Genomic DNA, 13,886 nt, shown 5'->3' with positions numbered 1-13,886 from the left:
GGGCGGGTGCGCGCGCTCGTCCGCGCCGGTGACCCGGCCACGGTGGCGTACTTCCGTTTCCACGCCGCCGACCACGACGCCGACCTGACCCCCTGGCCGGCCGGAACTGTCACGGCGCTGGGTGACGCCGTGCACGCCATGCCGCCCACCGGCGGGCGGGCCGCGGCCACCGCCATCCGCGACGCCGGTCTCCTGGCCGAAGAGCTGGCCCGCGCGCACGCGGGGGAGTCCACCATCCCGATGGCCGTGCACCGCTACCAGAGCGCGATGGCCGCCTACGCGGGCGACGCGATCCGCACGTCGATGCAGCCGCTGGGCTGGGTGCACCGGCTCGCCGGCCCGGTCGGCACGGGGCTCGCCCGGCTGGGCCTGCCCGCTCTCGCCACGGCCGCCCGCCTCGGCCGCGGCGTCGCGGCCGCCCGCCCCGGCCGCGGCGTGACGGGAGTCCGGGGGGCCCGCGGTGCCTGAGCGGGAGTCCGGGGGGCCCGGGCCGCCTGAGCGAGGGCCCGGCTACGGGGCCTGGCCCGACGGTGAGCCTGACCTGCCGCTGTGGGAGCTGATCCAGACCTCCCACGTCGTCGCCAGAGGCTTCACCGCGCTCTTCGCCTCGGTCGGGCTCACCCCGACGCAGTTCGGCGTGCTGGCCACGCTCGCCGCCGGCGAGGACCTGACCCAGGCCGAGCTGGCGCGCGCGGTCATGGTGCGCCCGCAGAGCATGAACGAGCTGTTCGTGTCGTTGCTGAAGCGCGGCCTGGTCGACCGCGACGGGCCAGGGGGCCGCGGGCGCAGGGCCGGGCTGCGCATCACCGACACGGGCCGCGAACTGCTGGCCCGGGCGCAGCCCAAGGTGGAGGAGTTCAACGCGCCGGAGGCCATCGGCCTTTCCGCCGCCGAGGCCGCGGAGTTGTCGCGGATGTTGCGCGTCGTCCGCGACACCCTCGCGTGACCCTGGTCAGGGGGCGTAGCCGAGCACGTGGTCGCGCAGCAGGCGGCCGGCCTCGGGGTCGCCGCGGTCGAAGGCCTCGACGAGCGGCTCGTGGTCGGCGGCGTTCTCGTGCGGCCGCATCCTGAACAGCCGGATCGAGACGTGCGTCCACACCTCGATGCCCAGCGACTCCCACACCGAGGCCAGCACCGCGTTGCCGGACGCGGTCACGATCTCGCGGTGGAAGCCCACGAGGTGGCGCACCTGGCCGTCGAGCGAGCCGGCGGCGGCCGCCTCGTGCATGCGGGCCACGTGCGCCCGCAGCGCGGCGACGGACGGGCTGCCCAGGCGGGTGGCGGTCTCCTCCAGGCCCGCCCGCACCTGGTAGACCTCGCGCAGGTCGGCGGGGGTGAAGCCGCGGACCCGCGCGCCCTTGTTGGGCGAGGACTCGATCAGTCTGAGCGCTTCGAGCTCGCGCAGCGCCTCGCGGACGGGCGCCTGGCTGACCTGGAGCTCGGCGGCCAGGCGGCGCTCCACGATGCGGTCGCCCGGCCCCCAGCGACCGCTGATCATGCCCTCGACCAGCACGTCGCGGATCTCGTCACGCAGCGGCGGCCGCGCCACAGGCTCCACGGGGAAATCCTCTCATCATATGATCGATCATAGGGTGTTTAATGGAAGCATGCAGAGAGATCTGGATCCTCAGGAGACCGCCGAATGGCTCGAGTCGCTCGAGGCGGTCCGGCGGGAGGCCGGTCCCGAACGGGCCGGCTACCTGCTGCGCAGGCTGGCCACGAGCACGCGCTATCTCAACACGGTGCCCACGGCGGAGGAACCCGCCTACCCGGGCGACCTCGACCTGGAGGAACGTGTCGCGGCCTACGACCGGTGGAACGCCGCCACCATGGTCACCCGTGGCGCCAAGCTGGGGCTCGGCGGCCACCTGGCCACCTACGCCTCGGCCGCCTGGCTCTATGAGGTGGGGTTCAACCACTTCTTCCACGCCGGCCACGACCAGGTCTATTTCCAGGGACACGCCTCTCCCGGCGTCTACGCCCGCGCCTTCCTGGAAGGACGGCTGAGCGAGGAGCAGCTCGACCTCTTCCGCCGCGAGCCCGAGGGCGGCCTGCCGTCCTACCCGCACCCCAGAGCCATGCCGGACTTCTGGCAGTTCCCCACCGTGTCGATGGGGCTCGGCCCGCTCAACGCGATCTACCAGGCCAGGTTCAACCGCTATCTGCACAACCGCGGCATCAAGGACACCTCGCGCAGCCATGTCTGGGCCTTCCTGGGCGACGGGGAGATGGACGAGCCGGAGGCCACCGCCGCACTCACGCTGGCGGCACGGGAGGGCCTCGGCAACCTCACCTTCGTGATCAACTGTAACCTCCAGCGGCTCGACGGCCCCGTCCGCGGCAACTCCCGCGTCGTGCAGGAGCTGGAGAGCGTCTTCATGGGCGCGGGCTGGCACGTCGTCAAGGCGCTGTGGGGCGAGGAGTGGGACACCCTGCTCGGCTCCGACGAGCTGGTGGCCAGGCTCGGCGAGGTGCCGGACGGCCAGTTCCAGACGTACGCCGCCTCGTCCGGCGCCTACATCAGGCAGCACCTGTTCCACGGCCTGGACGTGCCGCACTCCGACGAGGACCTGAGGCGCATCGTCGGCGGCTCGCGGGCCGGCCACGAGCCGCGCAAGGTGTACGCCGCCTACCGCAAGGCCGTGGAGCACACCGACGCGCCCACCGTGATCCTCGTCCAGACCGTCAAGGGCTGGACGCTCGGCGCCGGGATCGAGGCGCGCAACGCCAACCACCAGATGAAGAAGCTCACGCAGGACGAGTTCCGCGTCATGGGCGAGCGGCTCGGCCTGCCCGTGCCCGACGGGGCGCTCGACGGCGAGCTGCCGCCCTACCTGCACCCGGGCCCCGGCTCGCCCGAGGCCCGCTACGTCGCCGAGCGCCGCGCCGCACTCGGCGGGCCGGTGCCCCGGCGCACGGTCTCCCACCACGCGCTGCCGCAGCCCGGCGAGCGGCCCTTCCGCGGCCTGGCCAAGGGCTCGGCGCAGCCGGTGGCCACCACGATGGCGTTCGTCCGGCTGATCAAGGACCTGATGAAGGAGCCGGAGACCGGGCGGCGCTGGGTGCCGATCGTGCCCGACGAGGCCAGGACGTTCGGCATGGAGTCGCTCTTCCCCACCGCGAAGATCTACTCGCCCCACGGCCAGCGTTACGACGCCGTGGACAGGGAGCTGCTGCTGTCGTACAAGGAGGCGGTCGACGGGCAGATCCTCATCGAGGGCATCACCGAGGCGGGGTCGATGGCGTCGTTCACCGCCGCGGCCTCCAGCTACGCCACCCACGGCGAGCCGATGATCCCCTTCTACATCTTCTACTCGATGTTCGGCTGGCAGCGGACCGGCGACCAGATGTGGGCCCTGGCCGACCAGCTCGGCCGGGGGTTCCTCATCGGCGCGACCGCCGGGCGCACCACGATGACGGGGGAGGGGCTGCAGCACGCCGACGGGCACTCCCAGCTGCTCGCCTCGGCCAACCCCGCGTGCCTGGCCTACGACCCCGCCTTCGCGTACGAGGTGGGGGTGATCGTGCGCGACGGGCTCAGGCGCATGTACGGCCCCGACGCCGAGGACGTCTTCTACTACCTGACCCTCTACAACGAGCCGAAGCCGCAGCCCGAGCTGCCCGAGGGCCGCGCGAAGGACGTCGAGGAGGGGATCGTCAAGGGCATCTACCGCTACTCCGCCCGCGGCGGCGCCGCCCACCTGCTGGCCAGCGGCACCGCGATCCACTGGGCGCTCGACGCGCAGCGGCTGCTGGAGGAGGAGTACGGCGTCGGCGTCGACGTGTGGTCGGTGACCTCGTGGAGCGAGCTGCGCCGGGAGGCCATGACCGCGACGGGCGTGCCCTACCTGCGGCAGGCCATGGCGGGGACGAGCGGGCCGGTGATCGCGGTCAGCGACTGGATGCGGGCGGTGCCCGACCAGATCCGGCCCTGGATCGACCGGCCGTGGACCTCGCTCGGCACCGACGGGTTCGGGTTGTCGGGGCCGCGGGAGGACGTACGCCGCCACTTCGGGGTGGACCCGCGCTCGATCGCGGACGCGGTGCTCAAGGCGGTCGAGGAGTAGGGCCGCCCGCCTGGGTCCTCCAGGCCGTTCGATATATTGCGGAATGCCGTGATCGCCCGAGGAGGAGACACCCATGGACGCCGATGAGTTCTTCGGCCGGCACCTCGGCCGCCTCCCGATCCTCGGCATCTTCCGCAACCTCGACCCCGAGGCCACCGTGGCGATGTGCGAGCGGGCGTGGGAGTTCGGGGTCGAGCTCATCGAGGTGCCCGTGCAGACCTCCGATGCGTTCCCGTCACTGCGGGCGGCCGTGGAGGCCGCGAAGGGGCGCGGCAAGAGCGTCGGCGCGGGGACGGTGACCACGGCCGCCCAGCTGGCGGCGGTGCACGAGATGGGCGCGGCGTTCACGGTCGCGCCCGGCCTGCATCCCGAGGTCGTCGCCGAGTCGCGCCGCCTCGGGCTGCCGCACCTGCCGGGCGTGGCGACCGCCACGGAGATCGCCGCCGCCCTCGCGCACGGTTTCACCTGGCTCAAGGCGTTCCCGGCCAAGCAGCTCGGGGCGGGCTGGATCACCGCCCAGCTCGCGCCGTTCCCCTCCGTGAGGTTCGTCGCCACCGGCGGCATCGACGCCGGTAACGCAGCCGCCTTCCTGGCGGCGGGGTGCCGCGCCGTCGCCGTGGGCTCGGCGCTCAACGACGACGAGGCACTGGCCAAGCTGCGCGCGAGCATCCCCGCCTGAGACCGCCCTCCCCCCACGGGACTGTACGGAGATTCTCCGTTCGTGGAACGATCCACAACTTGCGCCTGTCGAACCGTATGGCGTACGGTACGTCGTACGATTCACCATGGAGGTACTTTGACCGACATCCGGCCCTTCCGCCTCGAGACCGCCCAGGCCGACCTCGACGACCTGCGCGCGCGGCTCGATCGGGTGCGCTGGCCCGACGAGGCGCCCGGCCACGGCTGGCGTCTCGGCGTGCCCCTCGACCACCTCCAGCGCCTCGTCCGGCACTGGCGCACCGGCTACGACTGGGAGGCGGCGCAGGCCGAGCTCAACCGGCACGACCAGTTCGTCACCGAGATCGACGGGCAGCGCGTGCACTTCCTGCACGTCCGCTCCGCCGACCCCGGCGCGCTGCCGCTGCTCATCACCCACGGCTGGCCCAGCTCCCCGGTCGAATACCTCGACGTGATCGAGCCGCTCAGCCGCGACTTCCACCTGGTCATCCCGTCCCTGCCGGGCTACGGCCTGTCCGGCCCCACCCGCGAGACCGGATGGGGCTCCACCCGCATCGCCCGCGCCTGGCTGGAACTGATGACCCGGCTCGGCTACGAGCGCTTCGGCGTGCAGGGCGGCGACTGGGGCACGTGGATCTCGCGCGAGGTCGGCGTCCTCGCCCCCGAGCGGGTCGCGGGCATGCACGGCAACGGCATCATCTGCTTCCCCATCGGGGCTCCGGGCGAGCTCGACGGGCTGAGCGAGGTCGAGCAGGAGCGGCTGGCCTTCCGCGAGAGCTACCTGACCGAGCAGTACGCGTACAAGCTCATCCAGTCGGCCCGCCCGCAGACGTTCGCCTACGGCATGGCCGACTCCCCGGTGGCGTTGCTGGCCTGGTTCGCCGGCGTCTACCACGAGTGGAGCGACACGGGCATCGACACCGACCGGCTGCTCACCACGGTCATGCTCTACTGGCTGACCAACACGGCCGGCTCGGCCGCGCGCTCCTTCACCGAGACGCCCGACACCGAGACGGACACCGGCGTCGAATGGGAGCTCAAGCCCGCGACCGTGCCCACCTCCATCTCGGTGTTCCCGAAGGACATCCTGCGGCCGATCCGCCGCTTCGCCGAGCGCGACAACAACATCGTCGGCTGGGTGGAGCACGAGCGGGGCGGCACGTTCGCCGCGCTGGAGCAGCCGGAGACGTTCACCGCCGACGTACGCGCGTTCTTCGCGACCGTGCGCTGAGCAGGCGCCGCCACCCGTCCCGTCCCGGCCTGCCCGTCATGGCCGCCGGGTGGGTTGCTCCTCCTTGGCGTACTGGGCGGCCTGCAGCCGGTACATGGCGGCGTACGTGCCGCCCGCCCGGGTCACCGAGGTCAGCCGGTGCGTGATGAGGATCACCGTACGCTCCCGCTCGGCCAGCGCGGCCACCTTGTCGAAGACCTCGATCTCCGCCCGGTGCCGAGGGCCGAGGTCGGCTCGTCGAAGACGAGCACCGGCCTGCTCCTGGGCGCGGTATGGGGGGTGTGGCATTTCGTGCCCCTGGTGCAGGCCGGTCACTCGGCGGCGTGGATCGCCTGGTGGTCACGTGGCGGTCCGGGACGTGAGCGCGCCGGATAGCGTGTGCGCATGAGCGTGCGGTACTGGCGGGAGCCGCTGTGGGGCGGGGTGGACCTGATGCGGGCCCGGTTCACGGGCGACCGGTTCGCCCGGCACAGCCACGACACGTACGCGATCGGCGTCGTCGAGGAGGGCCTGGAGGAGATCGCCTTCCCCGACGGGCCGCGGTGCACCGGCGCGGGCGAGGTCGTCATGATCGACCCGGGCGTCGTGCACACCGGACGGGCGCGCACACCCGAGGGCTGGACCTACCGCGTCTGCTACCCCAGGCCCGACCAGCTGGCGGCCATCGCCGACGAGGTCGGCGCCGGCGGCGAACCGCCGGCGTTCACCACCTGGTCGGCCGCCGACGAGCACGCGTCCGCGCTGCTGCTGTCCGCGCACCGCGCGGCCGAGCAGGGGCAGCGGCTGGCCGCCGACTCGCTGCTGCGCGTCGTCATGGCCCGGTTGATCGGCGCGTACGCCGCCCGCGGGCCACGGCGGCGGCCCCTGGAGGCCGGCCGGGGCGTCGCCGCCAGGGCCCGAGAGCTGCTGCACGAGTCCCTGGCCGACCCGCCCGACCTGGGCCGGCTGGCCGCCGCCGCGGGCGCGGCGCCGTTCGCGCTGCTGCGTTCCTTCCGCCGCGCGTACGGGCTGCCGCCGCACGCCTATGTCGTCCAGCTGCGGGTCAGCCGCGCCCGCGAACTGCTGGAACAGGGCACGCCTCCGGCGGAGGCGGCGGCCGCCGCCGGGTTCTGCGACCAGTCGCACCTGTCCCGGCACTTCCGGCGCATGGTGGGGGTGACACCGGGCGCCTACCAGCGCGGGGTGCTGGCGGGCCGCCCGGCCAGGGGGCGCGGGTGAGCGGCGCCGGCGGGCCGCACGGCCGAGGGTCGTGCGTGAGCGCCGGCGGGCCGCACGTCACAGGCACGCGCGGATGACGCGCAGCGCCTCCTCCACGTGCTCGGCGCGGGTACGGGCGCTGAGCACGCACAGGCGCAGGTAGAACGCCCCCTCCAGCATGGTGCTCGACAGGTAGATCCGGCGCGTGGCGTTGATCCGGTCGAGCAGACGCCGGTTGGCGTCGTCGGAACCGCGCAGGCGGAACGGCACCACGCTGAGGTCCGGCTGCCACGGCACCTCCAGGCGCGGATCGGCCGACAACTCCCGGTGCACCTTCCCCGCCAGGTCGAGCTTCTCGTCCAGCGCCTCCTCGAAGGCCCGTACGCCGTGCAGGTGCAGCGGCAGCCACAGTCGCAGGCCGCGGAACTCCCGGGTCAGCTCCACGCCCAGGTGCCCGTAGTCGGGCAGCCCGTCCACCTCGTGGAGGTCCTGGAGGTAGCGGCCGCCGCCCGCGTGCGCGGCGCGCAGCACGGCCGGCTCGCGTACGAGCAGCACGCCCGTCCCGTACGGCATGAACAGGCTCTTGTGCGGGTCGAACGTGAGCGAGTCGGCCTCCTCGATCCCGGCGAGCCGCTCCCTGCCGCGCCCGGTGAGCTGGAAACCGCCGCCGTAGGCCGCGTCGACGTGGAACCACAGTCCCTGCTCGCGGGCCAGCCGGCCCAGGTCCGCGAGCGGGTCGACGGTGCCGGTGCTGGTGCTGCCCGCCGTGCCCGCCAGCAGGAACGGGCGCAGCCCTGCCGCGCGGTCCTCGGCGATCAGGCGGGCCGCCTCGCGGACGTCCATGCGCAGGTCCGCGGTGGTGGGGACGGTCCTGATGCCCTCGGCGGGCAGGCCGGCGATCTGGGCGGCCTTGGCCAGGCTGTAGTGCGTGTGCTCGGTGACGTACACCGTGCCGTCGCCGAACGCGGGCCCGAGTCGGTCGTGCCGGGCGGCCACCACCGCGGACAGGGTGGCCGACGAGGCGCCCGTGGTGATCAGCCCGCCCGCGCCGGACGGCAGCCCGAACAGCTCCGCCATCCAGGTCAGCACGCTCTCCTCCATCGCGACCAGCGCGGGCGCGGTCTGCGCCACGCCGGTGAAGCGGTTGGCCACCTGGGCGAGCAGTTCGCCGAGGGCCGAGGAGACGAGGCCGCCCGCGGGGAAGTAGGCCAGGTAGCCGGGGCCCGCCGTGTTGACGCCCTGCGAGGCGGCCTGGCGGAAGGTCTCGATCAGTGTGCCGAAGTCGCCGGGCTCGCCGGCGGGCGGGCGGCGCAGCAGCGCGGCCAGCCGGGCGGCGTCGCCGTAGTCGCTGGCGGGTTCGTCCGGCAGTCCGGCGACCTGCCGGACGATGAAATCGACGGCCTGCCCGCCCAGCTCGGCGACGGCGTGCGGGGCCAGGTCCAGGGGGAGTGCGGTGTGACATTCCTGCTGGGTGCTCATGCCCGGACACGGTAGGGAATGGGGCAAGAGTGAGGATTGGACGTTCTTGCACCTCGGCCGTCAGAACAGGTTCTCCCGCTGGGGCAGGTCGATCACCCCGGTGAGCGCGAGCAGTCCCAGCACCGCCAGCGCGCCGAGCACGGCCCACGTGACGGGGTGGCCGAGGTTGAGCGTCCAGGTCGCGCCGATCCTTGCGGGCACCAGCACCGCCGGGTCCTGCCGGTTGAGGTAGACGGTGCCGCCCAGGAACCAGCGGCGGTCGTCGTCGCGCTGCGTGGCGCGGGTGCCCTCGGCGTCCTCTCCGGGCAGGTCCGGCAGCCGGTGCCCGCCCTGGCCGACCCGGATCTCCCGGACGACCAGGACGACCAGCAGCACGACCAGCGGGACGTACGCCGCGACCCGCCAGGCGGGCGACGGCGGGACCAGCAGCCACAACTGCAGGGCGGCGACCAGCAGCCCGAGATTGAGGCAGGCCGCGCCGGCGAGCGTCAGCCTGGCGATGCCGCGCAGGTAGACGCGGTACTTCCGGGCCGAGCCCTTGGGGCGGGCGGCGTCGAGGTCGGGGCGGGCGCGCAGGATGAGCAGCGTCACCACGGGGAGGAGCAGGGTGATCCCGGCCTGGACGAACACCGGCTCGAACGCGGCGGACGGCGTGAGCGCCCGGGGCGGGGCGGCCGGGTCGACGCCGTAGCCCGCGAAGGCCGGCAGCGTGGTCAGCGAGCCGTACCGCCACCCGCCCACACCGGCGGTGACCAGCGTGATCACGAGCGCAGGCAGCGCCCACACCCAGGGCACGCGCACCGGGTCGGTGCGGAACGTGGTGTCCACGGCGACGCGTGGGCGCAGGCCCTCCTGCCAGCGTCCGTCACGCTTGGCCGCGCGGAGCCTGCGCCCGGCCAGCATGTAGAGCGCCAGGTCCGCGACGCCGAGCACGGCGGCCAGGGCACTGACGACGCCGGCGCCCCGGCCGGCGGTCACGAGCGGCACGCCGGCCGCGGCGGCGCACAGGGAGGCGAGGAGCACCAGCCTCGTGTAGACGCGGCGCTGCCTGATCACCTGCGGGTCGCCGACGTGGCTGTGCGGCACCAGCACCCCGAACGGCATCGTCGGCCTCGTCAGGGCGGGCAGGGCCAGCGACAATCCGGTGACCAGGGCGATCGTGGCCAGCATGGTGGCGATGGACAGGGTCATGCCTTCGTCTTCTCCTCGTTTCGGAATCCCGACAACACGGTCCGGCAGCGGTGTACGACCTCGTCGCGGCCGAGGCCCTGCACGATGGCCTCGGCCAGCAGCACCCGAACCCGTTCCTCCCAATCCGCCACGAAGCCGGGCTCCGGCGGGCCGGAGGAGGGATCGCGCCTGACGACCGCGCCGCTCTTGCGGTTGACGCGGATGACGCCTTCGTGCTTGAGCAGGTCGTACGCCTTGGTGACGGTGTGGAAGTTGATCCCGAAGTCGGCCGCGAGCCGGCGGGTGGAGGGCAGCGGGTCGTCCTCCACGGCCTCGCCCCTGGCGATCGCCTCCACGACCCGGTCCCGGATCTGCTGGTAGATCGGGACCTCGCTGTCGAGATCGAGGTGCAGGTTCACCTTGAGAGCTTATCTGATATACAACTAATAGAACAGATGGCGCACCGACGATGGGAGCTCGCCCATGTTTACCCTCGACATCACCCCGGCCACGCTCACCGTGCGCTACGACCAGTGGACGCGGCTCTGCGTCCGCCGGGCGCGCACGGACATCCCGCTGGAGGCGATCCGCGAGGTCGTGCCCGTGGCCAAGCCGCTGGCCCAGGCCAGGGGCATCCGCGCGGGCCTCCTCGTCAGCGGGCTGCTCAAGGTCGGCACGTGGACGGGCGTCACCGGCGTCAGGCGGCTGGTGTGCGCCCGGCGCGGCGAGCCCGGCCTGCGCATCGTGCTCGACCGGCGCATCGACGGCGTCGACGAGCTGGTGCTCAGCCTGGAAGGCGCCGACGACGTCCGGCGCAGACTGGCCGGAGCGGCGGCGTGACCGCCGTCGAGGTGCGCGGGCTCGGCAAGACGTACGGCCCCGTCGCCGCCGTCACCGACCTGAGCTTCGACGTGCCGCCGGGCGAGGTCACCGCCTTCCTCGGCCCCAACGGGGCGGGCAAGACCACCACCATGCGCATGGTGCTCGGCCTGGTCGCCCCCGACACCGGCAGCGCCACCATCGGCGGCGTGCGCTACGCCGCCCTGCGCCGCCCGGCCTCGACCGTCGGCGCCGTCCTCGACAGCTCCGGGTTCCACCCCGACCACACCGCCGGCGCCCACCTGCGGGTGTACGCGCGGATGGGCGGCTTTCCCCGGCGCCGCACGCAGGAGGTCATGGACCTGACCGGCGTGACGCCGTTCGCGGGACGTCCCACCCGTGGCCTGTCCACGGGGATGCGCCAGCGCCTGCACCTGGCGACCGCGCTGCTCGGCGACCCGAGCGTGCTGCTGCTCGACGAGCCCGCCAACGGCCTCGATCCCGAGGGCAACGCGTGGTTGCGGGGCTTCCTGCGCGAACTGGCCGCGCAGGGCCGCGCGGTCCTGGTCTCCAGCCACGTGCTGAGCGAGGTGGAGCAGCTCGCCGACCGCGTGGTGGTGATCCGCGAGGGCCGGCTCGCCGTCGCGGGCCCCATGACCGGCCTGTACGCCGCGCCCGGCGTGCTCATCCGCACACCCGGCGCCGACGGCCTGAGCGCGCTCCTGTCCGGCGACGGGGCCACCGTCGAGCGCACGGCCACGGACACGCTGCTCGTCCACGGGCTGCCGGCCGACCGCATCGCCGCGGAGGCGAGCTCCCACGGCATCCTCCTGCACGAGATCACCCCCGTACGTCCCACGCTCGAACAGGCGTACCTCGACCTCACCGGAGGACCGGCATGAGCGCTCTCGTCCTGGCCGAATGGCACCGCCTGACCAGCGCCAGACTCTGGCGGTGGGCAGTGCTCGCGGCGATCGGCAGCGGCGCGTTCACCGCGCTGCTCGCCTTCATCGGGCCGGAGAACTTCGACCCGCCGCTGCCCGGCCTGCACACGGCGGAGGGCACCCGCGTGGTGCTCGGCATGCTCGGGCTGCTCGCGTTCGTGCCCGCGCTGCTGGGCACGTCGGCGGTGGCCGCGGAACACCGCCACCGCACGATCACCACCACGCTGTTGTACGCGCCCAGGCGATGGACCGCGCTGCTCGCCAAGATCGTCACGTTCACGGCGGCGGGCCTGGCCTACGGGGCGATCACCGCCGTCGTGGCCGGGGCGGGGCTGTTCACGGCCGCCGCCGCCAAGGGCTTCACGCTCGGGCTGCCTCCCGGTGAGGTGCTCGCCCTGCTGGCCAGGATCGCGGTGACCATGGGCGTCTACACCCTGCTCGGTGTGGGCTTCGGCGCCCTGTTCCGCAACCAGGTGGCCGCGCTCGTCGTGCTCGGCTCGTACTTCTACGTCCTCGAGACCGCGCTGATGCTCGTGCCCGGCATTAAGGCGCTCTATCCCTACCTGCCCGGCGGGGCCACCGCCGCGCTGACCGGCTTCACCTACCTGGCCGACGCCGTCGCCGCCCAGACCGGCCAGGCGGCGGGCACGCTCCTGCCGGCCTCGCTGGGCGGCGCCGTCCTCGTGGGGTACGCGGCGCTGGCCGCGCTCGCCGCCGTCGCGGCCCCGCTACGCAGGGACATCACCTGAAAAATGGTGCGCGGGCCGCGGGGGCGCTCGGGCATAATCCTCCGGGATGAACCGACCGTCGATCAGTGATCTCGCACACCGCGACCACCCCATCGCCGCCCCTGTCAGCGACGAAGCACTCGAGCGCCTGCTGCGGCGGGCGCGGCTGCCGGCGCGCGCCCGCGTGCTCGACCTCGGCTGCGGCGAGGCCGAATGGATCATCAGGGCCCTGGAGCTCCATCCGGAGGCGACGGCCGACGGGGTGGATGTCTCGGAGACCGCGCTCGCCGCCGCCGCCGAGCGCGCCGCGGCCCGAGGCGTGTCCGACCGGCTGCGTCTGCACCACATCACCGCCGCCGGCTTCACCGGCTCCGGGCCGTACGACCTCGTGCTGTGCGTCGGCGCCACCCACGCCTTCGGCGACCTGACCGAGTCGCTGCAGGCCATGCGCCGCCACCTGGGTCCCGCCGGGCGGGCCCTCATCGGGGAGGGCTTCTGGGAGACGACACCCTCGCCCGAGACCCTGGCCCTGCTCGGCGCGAGTCTCGACGAGTACGCCGACCTCGCGGGCACGGTGGAGCGGGCCGAGCAGGTCGGCTACGCCACCGTCCACGCCCACACCAGCACCCGCTCGGAGTGGGACGTCTACGAATGGTCGTGGACCGGCTCGCTGACCGACTGGGCGCTCGACCACCCCGGCGCCGACGGCGACGCGGCCCTGGCGGCGGCCCGCGACCACCGAGCCGCGTGGCTCGACGGCTACCGCGACGTCCTCGGTTTCGTCACCCTCCTGCTGCGGCCGGTGTGAGCACGTGCCCGGCCCTCACCTGGCCGGGAATCACCCACAGTCCGGAAAGAGGACCATGAACATCACCCACGCCGTCGTCACCGGTGCCGGCGGCGGCATCGGCAAGGCCCTGGCCGCCGCCCTGCTCGCGGAGGGGGCGCACGTCGTGCTCGCCGACATCGACGCGGCCGGGCTCGCCGCCACCTCAGCCGAGCTCGGCGCCGACGCCGTGCCCACCGACGTCGCCGATCCTGCGGCGATGGAGGCGCTCGCCGCCGCCGCGCCCGGCGCCGACCTGGTGTGCCTGAACGCGGGCATCGTCGGCGGGGACGTGGGCGTGCCGTGGGAGGTGGCCGACGACGACTGGGACAGGGTGTTCGCGGTGAACGTGGGCGGTGTGCGCAACGGCCTGCGCGCCTTCGTGCCGAGGATGCTCGCCTCAGGGCGGCCCGGGCACATTTTGATCACGGCGTCGCTGGCCGGGCTGGTGACGTTCCCCGGCGGCGGGGCCTATCCCGCCTCGAAACACGCCGTGGTCGCCCTGGCCGAGCAGGCCGCGCTGGCGCTCGACGGCACGCCGGTCGGGGTGACGCTGCTGTGCCCCGGCGCCGTACGGACGGCCATGATGCCGCACCAGGGCGAGGAGCCGGCGGCCGTCGCGGACGCGGCGCTGGCGGCGGTGCGCGAGGGCCGCTTCACCGTGACGCCGGCCGAGTGGCGCGCGGCCGTCACCCGCCGCGCCGAGCGGCTGGTCTCCGGCGCCCACCCCGGGATGCCGTCCCCCTC

Annotated in this window: 16 protein-coding genes; 11 read left to right on the top strand and 5 right to left on the bottom strand. The window is 73.7% G+C overall.

The window, feature by feature from the left end; translation table 11 throughout:
* The coding region (locus E1295_RS50475; protein ID WP_220449183.1) for an FAD-dependent oxidoreductase at nt 1-468 on the top strand (468 nt) is incomplete at its 5' end.
* On the top strand, nt 461-946 hold the full coding sequence (locus E1295_RS43315; protein WP_132640408.1) for a MarR family winged helix-turn-helix transcriptional regulator: 486 nt from the start codon (nt 461-463) through the stop codon (nt 944-946). The genes E1295_RS50475 and E1295_RS43315, both read left to right, overlap by 8 nt.
* Before the next feature lie 6 nt (nt 947-952).
* On the opposite strand, the gene E1295_RS43310 is transcribed toward E1295_RS43315, so the two are convergent.
* Entirely contained in the window at nt 953-1,498 is a 546-nt protein-coding gene (locus tag E1295_RS43310) for a GntR family transcriptional regulator (RefSeq protein ID WP_132640410.1), read from the bottom strand.
* Between the two features lie 109 nt (nt 1,499-1,607).
* Between E1295_RS43310 and aceE the strand changes: the two genes are divergently transcribed.
* The 3 genes from aceE (at nt 1,608) to E1295_RS43295 (ending at nt 5,976) form a co-directional block, all read left to right on the top strand.
* Complete coding sequence (gene aceE, locus E1295_RS43305) at nt 1,608-4,067, top strand: pyruvate dehydrogenase (acetyl-transferring), homodimeric type (protein WP_132640406.1); 2,460 nt, start codon at nt 1,608-1,610, stop codon at nt 4,065-4,067.
* Between the two features lie 73 nt (nt 4,068-4,140).
* Nucleotides 4,141-4,746: a bifunctional 4-hydroxy-2-oxoglutarate aldolase/2-dehydro-3-deoxy-phosphogluconate aldolase gene (locus tag E1295_RS43300; protein WP_132640404.1), complete on the top strand. Its 606-nt coding sequence runs from the start codon at nt 4,141-4,143 to the stop codon at nt 4,744-4,746.
* A gap of 117 nt (nt 4,747-4,863) precedes the next feature.
* Nucleotides 4,864-5,976, top strand: a complete 1,113-nt coding sequence (locus E1295_RS43295) for an epoxide hydrolase family protein (RefSeq protein WP_132640402.1) — start codon at nt 4,864-4,866, stop codon at nt 5,974-5,976.
* Nucleotides 5,977-6,012: 36 nt separating this feature from the next.
* Here the strand turns inward: E1295_RS43295 and E1295_RS43290 are convergent, their stop codons facing one another.
* Nucleotides 6,013-6,264: a hypothetical protein gene (locus E1295_RS43290; RefSeq protein WP_132640400.1), complete on the bottom strand. Its 252-nt coding sequence runs from the start codon at nt 6,262-6,264 to the stop codon at nt 6,013-6,015.
* A gap of 96 nt (nt 6,265-6,360) precedes the next feature.
* On the opposite strand from E1295_RS43290, the gene E1295_RS43285 reads away from it, so the two are divergent.
* Nucleotides 6,361-7,194 (top strand): AraC family transcriptional regulator, encoded by an 834-nt coding sequence (locus E1295_RS43285; protein ID WP_132640398.1) that lies wholly within the window; start codon nt 6,361-6,363, stop codon nt 7,192-7,194.
* Nucleotides 7,195-7,251: 57 nt separating this feature from the next.
* On the opposite strand, the gene E1295_RS43280 is transcribed toward E1295_RS43285, so the two are convergent.
* The 3 genes from E1295_RS43280 to E1295_RS43270 are packed head-to-tail and all read right to left on the bottom strand — an operon-like array spanning nt 7,252 to nt 10,241.
* Entirely contained in the window at nt 7,252-8,652 is a 1,401-nt protein-coding gene (locus E1295_RS43280; protein WP_132640396.1) for a pyridoxal phosphate-dependent decarboxylase family protein, read from the bottom strand.
* A gap of 60 nt (nt 8,653-8,712) precedes the next feature.
* A complete protein-coding gene (locus E1295_RS43275) occupies nt 8,713-9,843 on the bottom strand; it encodes a DUF1648 domain-containing protein (RefSeq protein WP_132640394.1) in 1,131 nt (376 codons plus the stop codon).
* Nucleotides 9,840-10,241, bottom strand: coding sequence for a GntR family transcriptional regulator (locus tag E1295_RS43270; RefSeq protein ID WP_132640392.1), 402 nt, complete (start codon nt 10,239-10,241; stop codon nt 9,840-9,842). Before E1295_RS43270 ends, E1295_RS43275 begins: the two co-directional genes overlap by 4 nt.
* A gap of 64 nt (nt 10,242-10,305) precedes the next feature.
* Between E1295_RS43270 and E1295_RS51565 the strand changes: the two genes are divergently transcribed.
* From E1295_RS51565 to E1295_RS43250, 5 genes are all read left to right on the top strand, one after another.
* On the top strand, nt 10,306-10,662 hold the full coding sequence (locus E1295_RS51565) for a hypothetical protein (protein WP_246081090.1): 357 nt from the start codon (nt 10,306-10,308) through the stop codon (nt 10,660-10,662).
* Nucleotides 10,659-11,543: an ABC transporter ATP-binding protein gene (locus E1295_RS43265; RefSeq protein ID WP_246081088.1), complete on the top strand. Its 885-nt coding sequence runs from the start codon at nt 10,659-10,661 to the stop codon at nt 11,541-11,543. Before E1295_RS51565 ends, E1295_RS43265 begins: the two co-directional genes overlap by 4 nt.
* Nucleotides 11,540-12,334: an ABC transporter permease gene (locus E1295_RS43260; protein ID WP_132640388.1), complete on the top strand. Its 795-nt coding sequence runs from the start codon at nt 11,540-11,542 to the stop codon at nt 12,332-12,334. The genes E1295_RS43265 and E1295_RS43260 overlap by 4 nt, the downstream gene beginning before the upstream one ends.
* A gap of 46 nt (nt 12,335-12,380) precedes the next feature.
* On the top strand, nt 12,381-13,121 hold the full coding sequence (locus tag E1295_RS43255; protein WP_132640386.1) for an SAM-dependent methyltransferase: 741 nt from the start codon (nt 12,381-12,383) through the stop codon (nt 13,119-13,121).
* A gap of 55 nt (nt 13,122-13,176) precedes the next feature.
* A partial coding sequence (locus E1295_RS43250) for an SDR family oxidoreductase (protein WP_132640384.1) occupies nt 13,177-13,886 on the top strand: 710 nt, incomplete at its 3' end.

It is taken from the genome of Nonomuraea mesophila, assembly GCF_004352805.1.
GTDB classification, from domain to species: domain Bacteria; phylum Actinomycetota; class Actinomycetes; order Streptosporangiales; family Streptosporangiaceae; genus Nonomuraea; species Nonomuraea longispora.
Note: the sequence above shows the minus strand (reverse complement) of the source record. Positions and strands in the feature narration are given on the sequence as shown.